Genomic DNA, 19006 nt, shown 5'->3' on the forward strand with positions numbered 1-19006 from the left:
GCCCGCGCGCCAGCCGCGCGGGCGGTTCTTGCACAGTCGAGGAGGCCACTTGTCCCCGCGCGTCACCTTCCCAAACAAGATACTGCCATACGCGCTGCTGCTGCCGCAGCTGGTGATCGTGGGCATATTCTTCTACTGGCCGGCCAGCCAGGCGCTCTACCAGTCCGTCCTGCGGGAGGACCCGTTCGGCCTGCGCAGCACCTTCGTAGGGCTGGCGAATTTCCGGCGCGTGCTCAACGACCCGAACTATCTCAACGCGGTGCAGAACACCGCCGTGTTCTCTGTGGCCGTGGCCTTCCTGGCGATGGCGGTGGCTCTGCTTTTGGCGGTGATGGCCGACAAGATCATCAAGGGCAAGGGTTTCTACCGCACCATGCTGATCTGGCCCTACGCGGTCGCCCCGGCCATTGCGGGCATGGTGTGGCTGTTCATGTTTAACCCGACCATGGGCACGTTCGCGTTCATGCTGCGCTCGTCGGGCTATGCGTGGGATCCGCTGCTCAAGGGCGACCAGGCGATGCTGCTGGTCATCGTGGCCGCCGCGTGGAAGCAGATTTCCTACAATTTCCTGTTCTTCGTCGCCGGCCTGCAGGCCATTCCCAAGACGCTGATCGAAGCTGCCGCCATCGACGGTGCGGGCGAAACCAAGCGTTTCTGGACGATCGTGTTTCCGCTTCTGGCGCCGATCACGTTCTTCCTGCTGGTCATCAACACGACCTACGCATTCTTCGACACCTTCGGCATCATCCATGCCGTCACCGGCGGCGGGCCGGGCAAGGCAACCGAGACGCTGGTCTACAAGGTCTATCACGACGGCTTCGTGAACCTGATCCTGGGCGACTCGGCGGCGCAGTCGGTGATCCTCATGGTCATCGTGATCGCGCTCACGGCCATTCAGTTCCGCTACGTGGAAAAGAAGGTGCACTATGGCTGATACGACCGCACCCCAGTCCACCGCCGCAGTCCTCGGCCGGCGCGAGGAAGGCGCGATGCTCGGCATCAGCCGTACCTCGCGCTACATCGCCCACGCAATCCTGATCCTCGGCGTCATCGTCGTCGCCTTTCCGATCTATTACACCTTCGTGGCCTCGACCCATTCGCTGCAGACGATCCTGCGCCCGCCGCTGCCCTTGCTGCCGGGCGACCGCTTCTTCGACAATTACTATCAGGCGCTGTTCGGCGGCGTGGGCCGCATCGGCGGCGTCAGCGTCGATTTGCTGCTGTTTAACACCACGGTGATGGCGCTCGGCATCGCGGTCGGCAAGATCATCATTTCGGTGCTGTCGGCCTTCGCTATCGTGTTCTTCCGGTTTCCGGGGCGTATGTTCTTCTTCTGGGTCATCTTCATCACCCTGATGCTGCCGGTCGAGGTGCGCATCCTGCCGACCTACAAGGTCATGGTCGATCTCGGGCTCATCGACACCTATACCGGCCTCATCCTGCCGCTGATGGCGTCGGCGACGGCGACGCTGCTGTTCCGGCAGTTCTTCCTCACGATCCCCGGCGAGCTGGTGGAGGCTGCGCGTGTCGATGGCGCCGGGCCGTGGCGCTTCTTCAAGGACATCCTCCTGCCCCTGTCGAAGACGAACATCGCAGCGCTTTTCGTCATCATGTTCATCTACGGATGGACGCAGTACCTCTGGCCGCTGCTGGTCACAAACCGCAACGACATGAACACCATCGTCATCGCGCTGAGGAAGATGATCTCCTTTGCCGACGCCGACACCCAATGGCACCTCGTGATGGTGACCTCCATCCTGGCGATCCTGCCCCCGATCATGGTGGTGCTGTTCATGCAGCGCTGGTTCGTGAAGGGTCTGGTAGAAACCGAGAAGTGAGAAGTTCACGCTTATGGCGACAGTCGAACTCAAAGACGTAAGAAAGACCTATGGCGGCCGTGTGGAGGCCGTGAAGGGCGTGTCCATCGACATTCCGGATGGCGCCATGTGCGTGCTGGTCGGCCCGTCCGGCTGCGGCAAGTCCACACTGCTGCGCATGATCGCGGGGCTGGAGGAGATCACGTCGGGCACGGTTTCCATCGGCGGCGAGGTGGTCAACACGCGCGGTCCGGCCGAGCGCGACATCGCGATGGTGTTTCAGAACTACGCGCTCTACCCGCATATGAAGGTCTACGACAACATGGCCTACGGCCTGCGCAATCGCGGCATGGCCAAGGACGAGATCGACCGGCGGGTGCGCGAGGCGGCAGCCACGCTGGGCCTTGCCGAATTGCTGGAGCGCAGGCCGCGCGAGCTTTCGGGCGGCCAGCGCCAGCGCGTCGCCATGGGCCGCGCCATCGTGCGCAGCCCCAAGGCGTTCCTGTTCGACGAGCCGCTGTCGAATCTGGACGCCAAGCTGCGCGGCCAGATGCGCATCGAGATCAAGAACCTCCAGCGCGCGCTGGGCGTCACGAGCGTCTACGTGACCCACGATCAGGTCGAGGCGATGACGCTCGCCGACACGCTCGTGGTGATGAATGGCGGCATTGCGGAGCAGATCGATACCCCGATGGCGATCTACGAGAAGCCGGCCAGCATCTTCGTTGCGGGCTTCATCGGCTCGCCGGCGATGAACCTTCTGGCTGCGCACGGCGCGGAGCAAGGCAAAGGTCTGACGCTTGCTTCGGGCGGCGCGATCAAGCCGCGCGACCTCGCGGCGCCCGAGGCGGGTCGGCAGGTGCTGCTCGGCGTGCGGCCCGAGCATCTCACGCTGGTTTCCGACAGCAAGAATGCCGACATCGAGATGAAGGTGACCGCGGTGGAAACGCTGGGCGCCGATACGCTGGCGCATGGCAGGCCTGTCGCTGGCGACGCGCGGGGAGGGGAACTCATCGCCCGGCTGCCGGGCAGCGTGCGCATCAGCGAGGATGATGTCCTGCCGCTGGCGATCGATGCCGGTGCTGCGCATCTGTTCGATGCCGGAACCGGCAAGCGCATCTGAGAAAAGTTAAAGCGATCAGGCGGGACGCATGAAATCGTCCCGCCATCGCATCGGGCAATCCGGCCGGCCTGCTTGCGAGGCTGGCCGCCAGTACATCCGTGACTTGCCAGCACAAAACCGACCCGGGTCGGTCCTGCGCGAGCGCCAGCCATGATTGCCGAAGAGCCCGACCGGCCTTTCCGCCATCCGTCGCTGACGGTCGATCAAGCATCTCTCGATGCGATCCGTCGGGCTGAGGCGCATGTGGGTATCGCCGTCCGGCAGTTCAAGGGCGGAGCCTTGCTGCGCTTACGAAACGTATTTCCAGGTTGTCGGCGCGCTGCGGCCGATCGTGTCCACCACGTCGTTCAGCGCGTCGATATCCACATAGTAGAAGCGGGAGAGCTGCACGGCGATTTCGTCGCGGGCGAAGCCGCGGGCCATGAGAAATTCGGCTGCGACGGTAAGCTCGGCGCGTTCCGTCAGGCGGCGCTTCGCACCGTCATCGGATGGAAGAAGCATGATCATATCCCTGTCGTTCTGTTCTTGTCGTTGTGACGCACGGCGCACGTACCGGGAACCTTGGGGGAACTCGGAAGCACAGGACGAATACTGGGAGAAACGATCCGTTCGGACTTGAGATTGCGAATCGGATGCCCTGATTATGGCAGTTCGGCCCGATTGCACAAGAAGAAGTCACGGAGGCGCAAGCTTCGCGCAAGGTTCACACAAGAAGATTTCGCAGGTCAGAAGGTGAAAGACGCTTGGGCAGGCGCCGGCGGGGCGAGGTCTACCCCTTCATGCGCCAGCAGCCGCTCCTTGGTGGCAGAGCCGCCGGGGGCGGAAAAGCCGCCGATCTTCCCGCCGGCCGCAAGAATGCGATGGCACGGCACCACCAGCGGCAGCGGGTTGCGTCCCAGTGCCTGGCCCGTCTCGCGCGCCATCTTCGGGAAGCCTGCCCTGTCGCAGAGCTCGCCATAGGTGGTGATCTCACCCTGCGCCAGCTTCAGCGCCGCGGCGTAGATGGCACGTCGGAAAGGGTCCACGCCGGCAAGATCGAGCGGCAACGCGGAAAAATCGACGGTCTCGCCCTGCGCATAGCGGCGGATGAGCGCGACGGCGTCGGTCACGAAAGACGGCACGTCCCGTCCCGCCGGCCCCACAGTGCCGCTGGCCGCCCATTTCACGATATGCCGTTCGGCGGCCTCGTGGGTCTTCTCCGGCAGCGCAAGCCGGCTCAACCCAGCATCGCTCCATGCGATGGCTACGAAGCCGAGCGCGGTTTCGAAAACAAGATGGCCGGACAAGGGGCTTCTCCCATCGACTCGGGTTCAATCTATCACGTCCGTATGAACGAACAAATAGGGAACTTCGCCTATGCTGACACGTCCGCTGTCACCTTGGGGCATGCCGGCTTGCGGCGTGCGTGTCGCTGTTGTATGGCTCGGGCGGGTGGAGAGCACGAGATCGACGAAGAAAGAGCGCGCATTTGCCTCGATTGCGTTCCGACATCGCGCTTTGCGCACTGCTTGCCACCAGCCTGCTGTCTGCTTGCACGACGGCCGATCTGGCCAATGATCCCCAGCTTCGCGCCCAGCTTGAACAGTCGACCGTCGAGGCCGACGATCCGGCCTTGCCCGACGAAGTAGCCGCCGTGCCGGAAACTCTTCAGCGCGAGGTCGCCGAGGTTGCTGCTGATGCGTCGGCCGTTGAGGTTGCAGCCGAGGCGGCAAGCTTCACGCCGTCCGCATTCGCCGGCCCGACGCCCGACAACCCTGCCACCGCCGCTATCCAGCCCCGCAAGATTGCAGCCCGGAGCCCGGAGCTCGACGCGCTCATAGCCCGCTATGCTGCGCACCATGAAATTCCCGTCGAGCTTCTGCGCCGGGTGGTCAATCGCGAAAGCACCTTCAATCCCGCCGCCCGCAACGGCCCTTATTGGGGGCTGATGCAGATCCTGCCGCAGACCGCGCGCACAATGGGCTTCAAGGGCTCGCCCGAGGGGCTGCTCGATGCCGAGACCAACCTGATGTATGCCGGCAAGTATCTGCGCGGCGCCTATCTGGTGGCCGGCGGCAACCACGATCTCGCGGTGCGCTTCTATTCGCGCGGCTATTATTACGACGCCAAGCGCAAGGGCCTGCTGGAAGCAACGGGGCTCCGCCCCGCGCGCAGCCGCATGCCCGGCTCTTCCTGAGGCCGTTCTTCCGGCCAGTCACGCCCCTATCGGCACTTTCAGCTCCTGACCCGGAAAGATCAGGTTCGGATCGGATATCAGCAGCGGGTTGGCGCGCACGATGCGCTGGACCTGCGCCGAACTGCCGTAATGCTCCTGCGCGATCTTCGACAGCGTATCTCCGGCCCGCACCACATGGCGGCGAAAGCCTATATAGTTCGGCACGATGCGCGGCCCGTATATCACCGGCACGATCACCTTGTTGATCTCCGAGCCGTCCTGCGCACTTTCCTCAAAGACCTCGACGAACAGGCGGTCGAGCTGGAATGCGGCGTTGCCGATCGCCGCCTGCACCTGAAACTGGCCGTGCTCGCCCGTGCCGCCGCCCACATTGAAGAAGCCGGTGCGCTCGTCGTGGCCCTCGTGCACGCGCCAGTTCAACGTGGCCTCGAAGCCCTGGCCGATCCCTGCGATCAGCACCGGGTCGCCGACGAGGTCGAAGGGCTTCGGCTGCTGGATGAAATTGGGCATGGCGATGATCCCTCTCTCGCGTTCGCCCTGCCCGTCTTTCCCCTCTCAATATTAGGCGAAACTGATGGAAAAGGGGAGGGCTGACGTTCCGCCTCGAGCAACCGCAGGTGGCCGGTCACTTTGCCGTGAATCGCGACGTGTCGCGGTGATTTCGCCGCAGATCGCGTCTAGCTGCGTTTCCATGATCCAGATGAATCGCCGCAGCATCCTCGCCCTTCCGCTTCTCGCCGGTTTCGCCACCGTCGCGCGCGCGACGGAAAACGAAATCCTGGCCGAGCGCGTCGCCCCGTTGCTCGACCGCGCGGAGGGGCTCGAGCCTCTGAAGGCCGTGGTCATCGCGCGCAATGGGCGCGTGGTGGCCGAGCGCGGCTATGGCGGCAATTCGCCTTCACGGCCCACCAACATCAAGTCGGCTTCCAAGTCGGTGGTGTCGGCCATGGTGGGCATCGCCATCGGCAAAGGCCTGCTGGAGAGCGCGGACCAGAAGATCGCGCCTCTCTTGCGTGCCGACCTGCCGGCCGATGCCGACCCGCGCCTCGATGACGTCACCATCGGCAACCTTCTGTCGATGCAGGCCGGGCTGGGCCGTACGTCGGGGCCGAACTACGGGCGCTGGGTTGCCAGCCGGAACTGGGTGCGCGCCGCGCTCGCCATGCCGTTCGAGGACGATCCCGGCGGACGCATGCTCTATTCGACCGGCTCCACGCATCTGCTTTCGGCCATCCTCACCCGCGTCAGCGGCCGCACCATGCTGGACCTCGCGCGCGAATGGTTCGACCCGCTCGACGGGTTTGCCATCGGCGGGTGGGAGCGTGACCCGCAGGGCATCTATCTGGGCGGCAACCAGATGGCGATGAGCACGCATTCGCTGATCGCGTTCGGCGAACTTTATCGCAATGGCGGACGCACGGCCGAAGGCACGCGCATCGTGCCTGCCGACTGGATCGAGCAGTCGTGGCAGCCGCGCACGCGTTCGCCCTTCAACGGCTACCGCTACGGCTATGGCTGGTTCCTGCACGGCATCGGCGGGCAGGAGGTGCGCTTCGCCTGGGGGCATGGCGGGCAGATGCTCTACATCGTGCCGGAGTTGAGCCTCACCGTCGCCATGACGTCCGACGAGAACCAGCGCTCGGCGCGCAACGGCCACCGGGACGACCTCAACGCGTTGCTTGCCGGGATCATTGCGCAGATTTGAGCTAACCGCTTACTGCTAATTAAGGGCTTTGTGCTTCAATGTGCGCATGACCAAAAAGCCCGAGTCCAAACCCGCAGCCGGCGGGGCCGAAAAGCCGCAAGCCAAGCGTTCCAAGCTCAAGCTTGCACTGTTCGCCCTCGTGCCGCTCGTGCTTGCCGGCGCCGGTTATGGCGGCTGGACCTTCTATGCAACCGCCGCGCATCATGCCGTTGGGGACCATGCGGGCAAGCCCGACCCCATCGCCGTTTCCGCGGTGCCGACGGAGATCGCGGCCGAATCCTCCTTCACCCACTCGCACGGTCTCGCCCGGATCATCGAGCACAGGTGCGGCCGCATCAGGATCGACCAGCTCAAGGCGCTCAGCCAGGAAGAAGCGCGCGCCGACGGCATGCTGGCGGCACTTTCGTGGGAGGCTGCGGCACGCCGCACCGCGGCGTTGAACGACATGACATGTCCGCGCTTCCTTTCCGAGATCCGCAGCGCCAATGCCAAGGCGGCCGCCGTCCTGGAAGCCCGCGCGTCGGCTGACAAGAAGTCCGGCGGACACTGACCGCAGGCGCGGCTACTCTCCCAGCACAACCTCCACCTGCTCGCGCAGCCACATATGCGCGCTGTCGCGGTCGTAGCGGCGGTGCCAGTACATGCCCATGTCCATGTCGGCAAATCCCACCGGCAGCTCGAAAATATCCAGCTTGAGCCGGTCGCGCACCCGGTGTGCGAACTGCACCGGGAGCGAGCCGATCACGTGACCCTGCGCGATGGCGAGCGCGATGGCCTGAAAGTGCGGGAGCGTCAGCACCACGCGCCGGCGGCGGCCTATCGCGCCGAGGGCGGAGTCCAGCCCGGTCGACAGCCCGCCATCGGTCGAGCAGATCGCCTGCGGCAGGGCGCAGAACAGGTCGAGCGGCATCGTCTCGCCGGGCGCGACGCCCGCCTGCGCCAGCGCGTCGTGACCCGCCTTGGCGACCGCCACCAGCCGCGACTTGAACAGGAATTGGAACGCCGCCCATTCGGGGATATCCACCGGCGGTGACAGGGTCAGGTCGATGGAGCCTTCTGTCAGAACGTGCGGCATAGCGCGTGGGCCCCCGTCGAGAAACTGCAGCAGCACGTTCGGCGCCGCGGCAAGAACGCGTACCGAGAGTTGCGGCATCAGCAGCGTCGAGAAATAGTCCGACCCCAGCAGCCGAAAGGTGCGGCCCGACCGCGCCGGATCGAACACAGCCTGTTCCGTCAGCGCCTGGTCGATGCGCACCATCGCGTCCCTCACCGTCTCGGCCAGCGAAAGCGCGCGCGGGGTAGGCACCATCATGTTGCCTTCGCGGACGAAGAGCTGGTCTCCGACGAGGTGGCGCAGCCGGTTGAGCGCCGAACTCACGGCAGGCTGGCTGAGGCCGACGCGCTCGCCCGCCTTGGTCACGCTGCGCTCCTGCATCAGCGCGTCGAACACGCGCAGGAGGTTGAGATCGAGCGAGGCGAAATTCATCGGGTCAATCCAGCCGATACGATCATTCAATTACCGGTAGAAACCGCCCCAGCGTAATCTATCCGTGGCCTGTTGGTCGAGGACGCATTGTCGAGCAAGGAGGAATGCAGATGGCTACCTACGTGATCGTTCACGGTGCCTGGCACCATGGAGACCTGATGCGGCCGGTCGCCGCCCATCTCGAGGAGGAGGGGCACACGGTCCACACACCCACCATCCGCGGCAACGCGCCCGGCGACCCGAAGCGCACCTCGCTGGAAGACGCCATCGGCTCGATCGTCGCCTATATCGAGGCCGAAAGTCTGTTCGACATCGTGCTTGTCGGGCACAGCTACGGCGGCATGGTCATCACCGGCGTGGCCGATCGCGTGCGGCCCGGCACGATCCGCCGCCTGGTCTACTGGAACGCCTTCGTGCCCAATGACGGCGAGGCGCTCAACGATCTCGTGCCCGACTATTTCACCGCGATGTTCGACCAGATGTCGGAGGCCGACGGGACCGTCATGATGCCCTTTCCCATCTGGCGCGAAGCGCTCACCAACGACATGAGCGAGGAGGAGTCGAAGGCCGCCTACGACAGGCTCGTGCCGCAGCCCTACCGGACCTTCACCGACAAGATCAGTCTGTCGCGCCCACCGGCGGCGTTCGAGATGCCCAAATCCTACATCAATTTCACCGAGGATACCGGCATGCCGTCCAACATGCCCTGGCATCCGCGGCTGTCGGCAAAGCTCGGCCTGTTCCGCCTCGTGCAGGGGTCAGGCAGCCACGGCGTCGGCTTCAGCAACCCCGCGCTCGCGGCCGAGCGCATCGCCACCGCCGGCCGCGATTGACCGCCGGAACTCCTACTGCGCGGCTTCCACCATCGCCCTGTCGGCTTCGCCCACGCGCACCTCGTCGGTGTGGGCGAAGCCCTTGGTATAATCGAGCACCGAGATCACCTCGGGCCGAAGCTCGAACACCGCGACGCCGGAAACGTCTAGCCCGGTCATCATCGGCCCATATTCCGGATACTTCTTCGGCAGCTCATCCATGAGGATTGTGCGGATCGTCGCCTCGTCGCTGACCGGAAAGGCGCGCGCCGCCATCGACAGGCCCGCAATCGCCATCGGGTCGGTGGTGTCGTGATCGATCGTCAACGAGACGCGGTTGTCGCGTGCGAGGTTCTTCGCCTTCTGGGTATCCTTGCCGGTCATGAACCACAGCGTCAGCCCCTTGCTGACATAGCCCACCGTCGTGGCCTGCGGCCAGCCGTCGGGGCGCAGCGTGGCGAGCGTGAGAATGCGGTGCTCGTCGAGCAGCTTCAGGATCGTGGCGTGAAGATCTGCATCCATCAAAGCCTCCTGTCGTGGAAACGGCAGCAGGGTAGGACGCGGAGCAAGGCGAGGCGTTGACGTGGGTCAAAGGGGTGGGCGAAGCCCTTGCTATAATCGAGCACGGAGATCACCTTCGGCCGAAGCTCGAACACCGCGATGCTACTCAAAGTCGGTCAAGTGAAATCGCCTCATGCAGGCAGGAATCACAAACTGCTGAATAAAACCCGGAGGCTTGCGCGAGCGCGATGAAGGCGGACACTATGCCAGTCGCTAGAGACGAACCCACGACGGTGGCAGATGCAATACGCAACAGGAGAGACAATGAAAGTTGGCGATGAGGTGGTCGCCGATGGGATAAGAGGCTTGGTCGTCTGCGATTTCGATAGCCGCGAGTTTGCAGAAGGCTACGTAGACTGGGACAGTCCTACAATCGCAATGCTCGGTGGGGGCACTCTGTTATCTGGCGTTATGATCATGACCGTCGAAGCCGGCATGATCCACTATGTAGAAGGAAGCGGCGTGATCGAACGCGTCACATCCTAGAGTAGACAACCACTCCCCTATTTTGCTCGGTTTATGAATTCACGACCTAAGCCGCGTCAGCCATGCCTTGTGTCGGCGCGACTGTTGCTACGACGGCATCGGCTGACCATTCGCGAAAACCCGGGTCAGTGCGCAACGCGTCGAGACTGCGGGGCGAGGGGAGCGGTCCCTGCCAATCCTCGAAGGCGAATGCCAACGCTATGCCAGCTTCATGAATTGCGTCGTCAAGCGTGTCGGCAACCGTTGTCACTCCCGGCACGTCGGGAAACGATACGCCGTAGCCGCTTCCCTCTTCCTTGTGGATCAGTGCGATGTAGTGGGTCGCCATCTCAATCCTTTGCCAGCCGGCTTGTGCGTAGATCGAGCGCACGGTGCATGCCGGTAAATCTTGCGCGGATGCATGATGATCACGAGACGACCGTCAGGATGGCGGTATTCGTGGTGTGTGAGCCGCGCACCGAGACAAGCGCGAAACCATCCTGCTGCAATTGCCTGATGATATCGCGACTATGTCTCAGCATCATTCTACCCGAAATACCCCTGCAGCGGCCGCACTTCCAGGCTCCCCGCCTTCAGGGCCGCGATCGCCTCGGCCGCGGCCGCAGCGCCGGCCATCGTCGTGTAATAGGGCACCTTTTGCATCAGGGTCGCGCGGCGTAGCGACTTGGAGTCCGACACGGCCTTCTGGCTGTCGGTAGTGTTGAACACGAGCTGGACCTGCCGGTTGCGGATGGCGTCCTCGATATGGGGGCGGCCTTCCAGCACCTTGTTGATCTTCTCGGCCGCAACCCCGTTCTCGGCAAGGAAACGCTGGGTACCGCCGGTGGCGAGCACGCGGAAGCCGAGATCGGCGAGGCGCTTCACCGAAGGCAGGATTTTCACCTTGTCGCCGTCGCGCACCGAGACAAACAGCGTGCCCGAGCGCGGCAGGTCTACACCCGCTCCGAGCTGGCTCTTGGCGAAGGCCAGCGCGAAGTCTGTGTCGAGGCCCATCACCTCGCCGGTCGACTTCATCTCCGGCCCCAGCAGCGTGTCGACGCCGGGGAAGCGGGCGAACGGGAAGACGGCTTCCTTCACCGCGACATGCTTGAGCTGCGACAGGTCCGGCTTGCTGCCATAGTGGCCGAACGCGCCGTCGAGCTTTTCGCCGGCCATGATGCGGGCCGCGATCTTGGCGATCGGGCGGCCGACCGTCTTGGCGACGAAGGGCACGGTGCGCGATGCGCGGGGGTTGACCTCCAGCACGAAGATTTCGCCGTTCTTGATGGCGAATTGCACGTTCATCAGGCCGCCGACATTGAGCCCCTTGGCAAGCGCCGCCGTCTGCCGCTCCAGTTCGTCCACCACGTCCTTGCCGAGCGAGTGCACCGGCAGCGAGCAGGCGCTGTCGCCTGAATGGATGCCGGCTTCCTCGATGTGCTCCATGATGCCGGAGACATAGACGTTGTCCCCGTCGCACAGCGCATCGACATCCACCTCGATGGCTTCCGACAGGTAGGTGTCGAACAGCAGCGGGTTCTTGCCCAGCAGCGTGTTGATCTGGCCGGTCTTGTCGTTCGGGTATTTCTGCTTGATGTCCTCCGGCACGAGGCCGGGCACGGTGTCGAGCAGGTAGGTCTGGAGCTGGCCTTCCTCGAAGATGATCTGCATGGCGCGCCCGCCCAGCACGTAGGAGGGGCGCACCACCAGCGGGAAGCCGAGCTCGGAGGCCACTGTGCGCGCCTGCTCGACCGAAAACGCGATGCCGTTCTTCGGCTGCTTCAGGTTCAGCTTCTTCAGGAGCTTCTGGAAACGGTCGCGGTCCTCTGCAAGGTCGATCATGTCGGGCGCGGTGCCGAGGATGGGGATGCCTGCCTGTTCCAGCGCTTCGGCCAGCTTCAGCGGTGTCTGGCCGCCGAACTGCACGATCACGCCGTGCAGCGTGCCGGCCTTCTGTTCGGCGCGCAGGATTTCCAGCACGTCCTCGTCCGTCAGCGGCTCGAAGTAGAGGCGGTCGGAGGTGTCGTAGTCGGTCGAGACCGTCTCCGGGTTGCAGTTGACCATGATGGTCTCGTACCCGGCATCCGACAGCGCGAAGCAGGCATGGCAGCAGCAATAGTCGAACTCGATGCCCTGGCCGATGCGGTTCGGGCCGCCGCCCAGGATGACGACCTTCTTCTTGTCGGACACCTTGGCCTCGTCGGCCAGCGTGCCCGCGAACGGCACCTCGTAGGTGGAGTACATGTAGGCCGTGGGCGAGGCGAACTCGGCCGCGCAGGTGTCGATGCGCTTGTAGACCGGGTGTACGTCGAGCGTTTGGCGAATCTTTTGAATCTCTTCGGCGTCCTTCTTCACGAGGGACGCGAGGCGGGCGTCGGAGAAGCCCATCGCCTTCAGCATGCGCAGGTTGTCGGCATCCTCTGGCAGGCCATGCTCGCGGATGCGGGCTTCCATCTGGATGATGCCGTCGATCTGCTCGAGGAACCACGGGTCTATCTTGCACATGGCGTGCACGTCTTCCAGCGACGTGCCGGTGCGGATCGCCTGCGCCACCATGCGCAGCCGGTCGGGCGTCGGCGTGCCGAGCGCGGCGCGGATGGCGTTCTTGTCGTCGCCCTGGTTCAGGCCGGGGATCTCGATCTCGTCCAGCCCGGTCAGCCCCGTCTCCAGCCCGCGCAGCGCCTTCTGCAGCGATTCCTGGAAGGTGCGCCCGATGGCCATCACCTCGCCGACCGACTTCATCGCTGTGGTCAGCGTCGGCTCCGCACCGGGGAATTTCTCGAACGCGAAGCGCGGGATCTTGGTGACGACGTAGTCGATGGAAGGCTCGAACGAGGCGGGCGTCGCGCCGCCCGTGATGTCGTTGTCGAGCTCGTCCAGCGTGTAGCCCACCGCGAGCCGTGCCGCCACCTTGGCGATCGGGAAGCCGGTGGCCTTGGAGGCCAGCGCCGACGAACGCGAGACGCGCGGGTTCATCTCGATGACGACGAGGCGGCCGTCGGCGGGGTTGACGGCGAACTGCACGTTCGAGCCGCCGGTCTCAACGCCGATCTCGCGCAGCACCGCGATCGAGGCGTTGCGCATCATCTGGTATTCCTTGTCCGTCAGCGTAAGCGCTGGCGCGACCGTGATCGAGTCGCCGGTGTGGACGCCCATCGGGTCGAGGTTCTCGATGGAGCAGATGATGATGCAGTTGTCCGCTTTGTCGCGGACCACCTCCATCTCGTACTCCTTCCAGCCCAGCACCGACTCTTCGATAAGCACCTCCGTGGTGGGGGAGGCGTCGAGGCCGGAATTGATGATGTCGAAGAACTCGGCGCGGTTGTAGGCGATGCCACCGCCGGTGCCGCCCATGGTGAAGGAAGGGCGGATGATGGCGGGCAGGCCGACATGGTCCAGCGCCTGTGCTGCCACGCCCATGGCGTGCGCGATGTAGCGCTGCTTGCGGTCGCCTTCGCCGAGGTTCCACTCGGTCTCCAGCGCGTCGAGCGCGGCGTCGAGGTTTTCAGGGTTCGACGCCTTCACCTCCGCGCGGCGCGCCTCGTGCTGCTTGCGGTCGGCGTCCTTGACGTCGGATGCGTTGGCCAGCATCGAGCGCGGCGTTTCCAGCCCGATCCGCGCCATCGCCTCACGGAACAGCGAGCGGTCCTCGGCCATGTCGATAGCCTCGGCGTTGGCGCCGATCATCTCGACATTGTAGCGGTCCAGCACGCCCATGCGGCGCAGCGACAAAGCGGTGTTCAGCGCGGTCTGGCCGCCCATGGTCGGCAGCAGCGCGTCCGGGCGCTCCTTGGCGATGATCTTGGCAACGACTTCCGGCGTGATCGGCTCGATGTAGGTCGCGTCGGCCAGCTCCGGGTCGGTCATGATCGTGGCCGGGTTGGAGTTGACGAGGATGATGCGGTAGCCCTCGGCCTTCAACGCCTTGCATGCCTGCGTTCCCGAATAGTCGAACTCGCATGCCTGGCCGATGACGATGGGGCCGGCGCCGATGATGAGGATCGACTTTATGTCGGTGCGTTTTGGCATGGGATGTCCGTTCGGCAGGCGCTTGCGCAGAACCCCGACAGGGAACGGCCCGGCCGGTGCGCAAGGGGTGGAATCTGTCAGGCTAGGCGGGCCTTATAGGGTATGGAGAGGGGGGAGGGAACCCCGGAAATGGGGCAATCCAGCGGAAAGACCTCCGGCGTTCGGCGCGCTCCGGTCCGCGTGCTGGCGTACGGCGCGAAGCGCGCGGGGCGAAGGCTTGTTTCGGCCTTGTCCGTCTGGAACACTCGGATCGTGAAAGGACGCTGCTTCGATGCGAAGATTGCCGTGCCTTGCCGTTATGTTTGCCGCGCTTCTCGCGCCGCAGCAGGCCGCCGCCTTCATGCTGGTTCCCGACGAGGCTGGGCATGGCCGCTATGTAGTGGTCATCGAAACCGCCTCGGGCGACCACGTGCCGCTCGACCTGCTGCCGCCCGGCTTCCGCCAGCTCGGCGGTCCGGCCTGGGCGGGCGAGGGGCTGACCTTCCGCTGGCGCTATTTCCGCAGCCCGGAGCAGGGGCGCGCTGTGGTGGTGTTCGACGAGGACGACCGGGCGGTGATGGAGTTCGCGTTCTCCGGCGACGAGCTTGCCGACGGCGATACCATCGCGGCCGCCGCAGCGCTGGTGGATGGCGAAGGCCGTGCGATCACCACCATCTACGCCTCCGCGCGAGTTAAGGGTCGGCACTTCGAGAATGGCGAGACGGCCTCCACGCTTCATGCCCCCATCGGCATCGCGCCCGACGGCTGGGACGAGGTCGCCGGCTTCACCTTCTTCACGATGAAATACTATGCGATCCAGAACCTCGACGAGGCCGGCGTGGCCGTCGCGATGCGCCGTGCGGTGCACCGCGTGACGGCGGGTACGGGAACGGAAGAGTGGGCGCGTCCCCGCGACTGAGCCCCGGTCAGTGCCCGGACGAGAGCTTGAGCCCGACGATGCCCGCGACCAGCAGTGCGATAGACACGATGCGTCCGGCGGTTGCCGCTTCCCCCATGAACAGGACGCCGACCACGAAGGCGCCGGCAGCCCCGATGCCGGTCCAGATAGCGTAGGCTGTGCCCAGCGGCAGCGCCTTCAGGGACATCGACAGGAACAGGAAGCTGACGGCCATGGCGGCCACGGTCACGGCCGTCGGGCCCACGCGGGTGAAGCCTTCGGAATATTTCATCGACGTTGCCCAGACGACCTCGAACAGGCCGGCAATGCCCAGGAAGACCCATGCCATGATACGTTTCCTTCAACGAAAAGCCGCATGACGTGCGGCTCACCGGATGCTATATATATCCGACCAGACGGTTTGAAAAGAGGCTAGGCGCATGGGCAGGAAAAGAACGATCGACAGGGACGCCCTGCTCGATGTGGCCGAAGCGATCGTGGCCGAGCAGGGCGCCGGGCGGCTGACATTCGACGAAATCGCCAAACGCGCCGGCGTCAGCAAGGGCGGCGTGCTCTACTGCTTCGCCTCAAAGCAGGAGCTGGTTGCCGCGATGACGCGCCGCGACCTCGATCGTTTCGCGGCCGAGGTGGCGGCGCATCGCGCGCAGGCCGGCGAGGGCACGTCTGCCGGGATGCGTGCCCACCTTGCCGCCACCCGACACGAGAGTCACGCACTGGCCGCACGCGCGGCAAGCCTCATGGCGACGCTCGCCGAAACGCCGGAACATGCGGGGCTGCTGCGCGACTATTATCGCGAGCTTCTGGCCCGGCTCGGCGGCGACGGGCGCTCGCGCGTGGCCCTGTTTGCCGCCGAAGGCGCATTTCTGCTGCGCGGGCTCGGGCTGGTCGATTTCAGCGAAGCGGAGTGGAACGCGCTGTTTGCCGATATCGAAGGCCAGATCGCGCGCCCTGTCGGTACGGAAAGCAAATCTTAGCACAGCGCGCCTATACTTTGCCTCCAGCGGTAAGGGGGCCACCGTGGCGGATAGCAAGAGCGACATTCTGGGCTTGCAGATCGAGGCGCTTTACAAGGGTGCGCCCGCGTCCCTGTTGAGCATCGTCGGAGCCTTCATCGCGCTCTGCGTCTATTGGCGGCCGGGTCTGGAAATGCCGCTGGCCATCTTCTTCTTCGCCGTCTGCGCCGTCGCGATAACCCACGTCGCCAGCGCTGCGGTGCGCCATGCGGGTTACCGCGACCGTTGGAGCCCGCTTGCATGGTCGCGGCTGGCGCGCGGCATTTATCTCCTGTCGGGCACGTTCTGGGGACTGGGCTCGGCTTTCATGCTGGCTCACGGCAGCGTCGAGCAGGCTATCGTGGCATGCTGCCTGCTGATGGGAGCCATCACGGTGACCTTTCCGGCAGCCGTCTACGTGCCCGCCTACAACCTCTTCCAGATACCGGCGCTGGTGTTCGTGGCCTGCGGCCTCGCGGTGAGCGGGATGGATTACGGGATCGTGCTTGCCGCCGCTGCGCTCATGCTTTGCGCCGTCATGTCGGTGATCGGGCAGGGGGTCGGCTCGCAGCTTGCTCTGGCTCTGGCGCTTTCGGAAGAAAACAGCCGCCTCGTCGCCAGGCTGGAGGAGCGCGGCGCGGCACTCGAAGTCGCCAATGCGGAGCTGTTTGCCCAAAGCAACACCGACCCGCTGACGGGCGTCGCCAACCGTCGCCAGTTGATGAGTTTCTTGCGCGAGGTCGGCGGCCGGTGCGCGCTTCTGGTCGTCGATGTGGATCACTTCAAGAGCTACAATGACAGCTTCGGCCACGCCGAAGGCGACACCTGCCTGAAGCTGATAGCCCGCACGCTGGAAGGCGGCGTGATCGCCGGGCGCGACCTCGTCGCCCGTCAGGGCGGCGAGGAGTTCGTCGTCGTGCTGGCCGACCGGTCGCTCAAGGACGCCGAACTGCTTGCAGAACAGCTGCGCGCCTCCATCGAGGCTCTGGAGGGGCGCAGGAAGGCGCAGCTTCGGCGCGGCGTCACCATCAGCATCGGCCTGGCATGGCGCGGCACGAAACGCGACAAGCCGATCGCCGATCTCATGCAGGAGGCCGACGCCGCGCTCTACGAAGCCAAGCGCACCGGCCGCAACCGCGTCTGCCATGGCGGCAGTGACGATGCGGCGCGGGTGGTCGCCTGACGCTACGCCGCCGCCATTTGCGCGCGCGCTCCGCCGATCATCAACGCGGCCTTTGCCGCTTCCCTGCCCTTATGCACGAAGTGGGACCGGAAGATCGCCTTGTGATATTCGGTCTCCTGAAAATGGTGAGGCGTCAGCGAGACGGATAGAACCGGCACGCCGGTGTCGAGGCCTGCCCGCATAAGGCCGTCCACGACCGCCTGTGCCACGAAATCGTGCCGGTAGATGCCGCCATCCACCACAAGGGCTGCGGCGGCAACCGCGGCGTAGCGGCCGGATGCGGCCAGGTCGCGCGCCAGAAGCGGCATCTCGAAAGCGCCGGGAACGTCGAACACGTCGACCCGATCGTCCGGGATGAGTTCGAGGAAACCGTCGAGCGCCCGGTCGACGATATCCGAATGCCAGTTGGCTTTGACGAAGGCGTAGCGGGCGGGTGTCATCGTGATCTCCTTTGGCTGTGACACGTCACCCAAGGCGATCACGCGCAGGACGGACGCCCGAAGGCATCCGCGCCGCCCGTTCTCTTCCATCCGGACTCTGACCGTCGGCTCAGGCATCGCACCTGATCTGCTGACCCTTCCGCAAGGAAGGCGCTCGCGGGCTCGCAACTTGCGCTGCATACCGCCGGTGGGGAATTTCGCCCCGCCCTGAGAACGGGGCAATGCTAGAATTTCCGCATGGCGGCTGGCAAGCCTCGCCGAGACACACTTATGATCCGCCCACGACTCATCGCATGAGGGCACGTCATGAGCGGTTTGCTTGCGCTTCTCGACGATGTTGCCGCGCTGGCCAAGCTGGCTGCGGCGAATGTGGACGACATAGCGGGGCAGGCTGCCAAGGTAGGCACCAAAGTTGCCGCTTCCGTGCTGGACGACACGGCCAAGGCCGGCGCAAAGGCGGCCGGCGTGGTCATCGACGACACGGCGGTGACGCCGAAATACGTCCACAACCTGCCCGCAGCGCGCGAGCTTCCCATTGTCTGGAAAATCGCGCGCGGTTCCATCTTCAACAAGCTGGTGCTGCTGCTTCCCGTCGCGTTGCTGCTGGACTGGCTGGCCCCGTGGCTGATGACGCCGCTGCTGATGATCGGCGGCGCCTATCTCTGCTACGAGGGTGCCGAAAAGGTTCTCCACCTGTTTGCCGCCGGCGACGATCTTGAGGAAGAGCCGCAGACGCTCGACGCCGCCACGCTCGAAGAGGCGCGCGTGGCAGGCGCGATCAAGACCGATTTCGTGCTCTCGGCGGAAATCATGACCATCGCGCTGGCCGCCATCGAGGCAGAAGGGCTGCTGGCGCGCGGCATCGTACTCGCCCTTGTGGCCATCGGCATCACCGTTCTGGTGTACGGCGCCGTCGCAATATTGGTGAAGGCGGATGACGCAGGGCTGGTGATGGCGCAGGCGGGACGTCTGCGCACGACCCGCGCGCTGGGGCGCGGCATCGTCAAGGGCATGCCTGGCGTGATGACCGCCATCTCGACCATCGGCACTGCGGCGATGCTGTGGGTCGGCGGTTCCATCGTGCTGCACGGGCTGGAGGCGTTCGGCTTCGGCGCGGTCAGTCACCTCATCGAAGGCGTGGCGGAGCGCGCCGCCCATATCGCAGGCGCGGGCGAAGAGGCGATACGCTGGATTGTAACGGCGGCGCTGGACGGCGTATTCGGGCTCGCCCTGGGTACCGTGCTGGTTTTGCTGGTGAACCGCCTTGTCGCGCCGGTGTTGGCGGCCGCACGAAAATAATAATCACCCAAATGGTTGAC

The 19006-nt window shown here is 64.8% G+C and carries 21 protein-coding genes and 1 riboswitch; of the genes, 12 read left to right on the top strand and 9 right to left on the bottom strand.

Translation table 11 applies throughout. The features are described 5' to 3' along the window. The first annotated feature begins 49 nt into the window (after nt 1-49). Genes ugpA through FY036_RS17415 form a run of 3 tightly spaced genes read left to right on the top strand, consistent with a single transcriptional unit; the run spans nt 50 to nt 2940 of the window. Nucleotides 50-934, top strand: a complete 885-nt coding sequence (gene ugpA, locus FY036_RS17405; protein WP_148916034.1) for a sn-glycerol-3-phosphate ABC transporter permease UgpA — start codon at nt 50-52, stop codon at nt 932-934. 55 nt (nt 935-989) lie between these two features. Further along, a complete protein-coding gene (ugpE, locus tag FY036_RS17410; RefSeq protein WP_148916289.1) occupies nt 990-1838 on the top strand; it encodes a sn-glycerol-3-phosphate ABC transporter permease UgpE in 849 nt (282 codons plus the stop codon). 13 nt (nt 1839-1851) lie between these two features. Continuing rightward, nucleotides 1852-2940 carry a sn-glycerol-3-phosphate import ATP-binding protein UgpC gene (locus FY036_RS17415; protein ID WP_148916035.1) on the top strand — a complete coding sequence of 363 codons (1089 nt, stop codon included), beginning with the start codon at nt 1852-1854 and terminating at the stop codon, nt 2938-2940. A gap of 288 nt (nt 2941-3228) precedes the next feature. Here FY036_RS17415 and FY036_RS17420 read toward each other — a convergent pair whose 3' ends face one another. Together FY036_RS17420 and FY036_RS17425 are read right to left on the bottom strand one after the other, a co-directional pair. Beyond that, the gene (locus tag FY036_RS17420) at nt 3229-3441 is read right to left on the bottom strand and encodes a hypothetical protein (RefSeq protein WP_148916036.1); all 213 of its coding nucleotides are present in this window, start codon (nt 3439-3441) and stop codon (nt 3229-3231) included. A gap of 224 nt (nt 3442-3665) precedes the next feature. Continuing rightward, entirely contained in the window at nt 3666-4226 is a 561-nt protein-coding gene (locus tag FY036_RS17425) for a methylated-DNA--[protein]-cysteine S-methyltransferase (RefSeq protein ID WP_148916037.1), read from the bottom strand. A 182-nt stretch (nt 4227-4408) separates the two neighbouring features. Between FY036_RS17425 and FY036_RS17430 the strand changes: the two genes are divergently transcribed. Continuing rightward, complete coding sequence (locus FY036_RS17430) at nt 4409-5116, top strand: lytic transglycosylase domain-containing protein (RefSeq protein WP_235897704.1); 708 nt, start codon at nt 4409-4411, stop codon at nt 5114-5116. A gap of 18 nt (nt 5117-5134) precedes the next feature. On the opposite strand, the gene FY036_RS17435 is transcribed toward FY036_RS17430, so the two are convergent. After that, on the bottom strand, nt 5135-5626 hold the full coding sequence (locus FY036_RS17435; protein WP_148916038.1) for a Gmad2 immunoglobulin-like domain-containing protein: 492 nt from the start codon (nt 5624-5626) through the stop codon (nt 5135-5137). 190 nt (nt 5627-5816) lie between these two features. Here FY036_RS17435 and FY036_RS17440 point away from each other — a divergent pair, with 190 nt between their 5' ends. Beyond that, a complete protein-coding gene (locus FY036_RS17440; RefSeq protein ID WP_407941192.1) occupies nt 5817-6821 on the top strand; it encodes a serine hydrolase domain-containing protein in 1005 nt (334 codons plus the stop codon). Between the two features lie 46 nt (nt 6822-6867). Further along, on the top strand, nt 6868-7371 hold the full coding sequence (locus FY036_RS17445) for a flagellar basal body-associated FliL family protein (protein ID WP_148916040.1): 504 nt from the start codon (nt 6868-6870) through the stop codon (nt 7369-7371). 12 nt (nt 7372-7383) lie between these two features. Here FY036_RS17445 and FY036_RS17450 read toward each other — a convergent pair whose 3' ends face one another. Continuing rightward, on the bottom strand, nt 7384-8307 hold the full coding sequence (locus FY036_RS17450) for a LysR family transcriptional regulator (protein WP_148916041.1): 924 nt from the start codon (nt 8305-8307) through the stop codon (nt 7384-7386). A 110-nt stretch (nt 8308-8417) separates the two neighbouring features. Here FY036_RS17450 and FY036_RS17455 point away from each other — a divergent pair, with 110 nt between their 5' ends. After that, complete coding sequence (locus FY036_RS17455) at nt 8418-9140, top strand: alpha/beta fold hydrolase (RefSeq protein ID WP_148916042.1); 723 nt, start codon at nt 8418-8420, stop codon at nt 9138-9140. A gap of 12 nt (nt 9141-9152) precedes the next feature. Here the strand turns inward: FY036_RS17455 and FY036_RS17460 are convergent, their stop codons facing one another. Then, complete coding sequence (locus FY036_RS17460) at nt 9153-9641, bottom strand: pyridoxamine 5'-phosphate oxidase family protein (RefSeq protein WP_148916043.1); 489 nt, start codon at nt 9639-9641, stop codon at nt 9153-9155. Between the two features lie 303 nt (nt 9642-9944). Here FY036_RS17460 and FY036_RS17465 point away from each other — a divergent pair, with 303 nt between their 5' ends. Further along, nucleotides 9945-10166, top strand: a complete 222-nt coding sequence (locus tag FY036_RS17465; RefSeq protein WP_148916044.1) for a hypothetical protein — start codon at nt 9945-9947, stop codon at nt 10164-10166. Between the two features lie 46 nt (nt 10167-10212). Here the strand turns inward: FY036_RS17465 and FY036_RS17470 are convergent, their stop codons facing one another. Beyond that, nucleotides 10213-10536: a type II toxin-antitoxin system HicB family antitoxin gene (locus FY036_RS17470; protein ID WP_235897705.1), complete on the bottom strand. Its 324-nt coding sequence runs from the start codon at nt 10534-10536 to the stop codon at nt 10213-10215. 155 nt (nt 10537-10691) lie between these two features. Beyond that, on the bottom strand, nt 10692-14174 hold the full coding sequence (gene carB, locus FY036_RS17480; RefSeq protein WP_148916045.1) for a carbamoyl-phosphate synthase large subunit: 3483 nt from the start codon (nt 14172-14174) through the stop codon (nt 10692-10694). Nucleotides 14175-14445: 271 nt separating this feature from the next. On the opposite strand from carB, the gene FY036_RS17485 reads away from it, so the two are divergent. Then, nucleotides 14446-15072, top strand: coding sequence for a hypothetical protein (locus FY036_RS17485; RefSeq protein WP_148916046.1), 627 nt, complete (start codon nt 14446-14448; stop codon nt 15070-15072). Between the two features lie 7 nt (nt 15073-15079). Here FY036_RS17485 and sugE read toward each other — a convergent pair whose 3' ends face one another. After that, a complete protein-coding gene (gene sugE / locus FY036_RS17490; protein ID WP_148916047.1) occupies nt 15080-15400 on the bottom strand; it encodes a quaternary ammonium compound efflux SMR transporter SugE in 321 nt (106 codons plus the stop codon). 91 nt (nt 15401-15491) lie between these two features. Here sugE and FY036_RS17495 point away from each other — a divergent pair, with 91 nt between their 5' ends. Then, a complete protein-coding gene (locus FY036_RS17495; protein ID WP_148916048.1) occupies nt 15492-16046 on the top strand; it encodes a TetR/AcrR family transcriptional regulator in 555 nt (184 codons plus the stop codon). Between the two features lie 43 nt (nt 16047-16089). Then, nucleotides 16090-17247: a GGDEF domain-containing protein gene (locus tag FY036_RS17500; RefSeq protein ID WP_148916049.1), complete on the top strand. Its 1158-nt coding sequence runs from the start codon at nt 16090-16092 to the stop codon at nt 17245-17247. A 2-nt stretch (nt 17248-17249) separates the two neighbouring features. Here the strand turns inward: FY036_RS17500 and FY036_RS17505 are convergent, their stop codons facing one another. Then, nucleotides 17250-17687, bottom strand: coding sequence for a 6,7-dimethyl-8-ribityllumazine synthase (locus tag FY036_RS17505; protein ID WP_148916050.1), 438 nt, complete (start codon nt 17685-17687; stop codon nt 17250-17252). Nucleotides 17688-17761: 74 nt separating this feature from the next. Then, nucleotides 17762-17906, bottom strand: a riboswitch (FMN riboswitch). An 87-nt stretch (nt 17907-17993) separates the two neighbouring features. Here FY036_RS17505 and FY036_RS17510 point away from each other — a divergent pair. Next, nucleotides 17994-18986, top strand: a complete 993-nt coding sequence (locus FY036_RS17510) for a DUF808 domain-containing protein (protein ID WP_148916051.1) — start codon at nt 17994-17996, stop codon at nt 18984-18986. The last annotated feature ends 20 nt before the right edge of the window (nt 18987-19006 follow it).

Source organism: Neoaquamicrobium microcysteis (assembly GCF_008180155.1).
GTDB classification, from domain to species: domain Bacteria; phylum Pseudomonadota; class Alphaproteobacteria; order Rhizobiales; family Rhizobiaceae; genus Aerobium; species Aerobium microcysteis.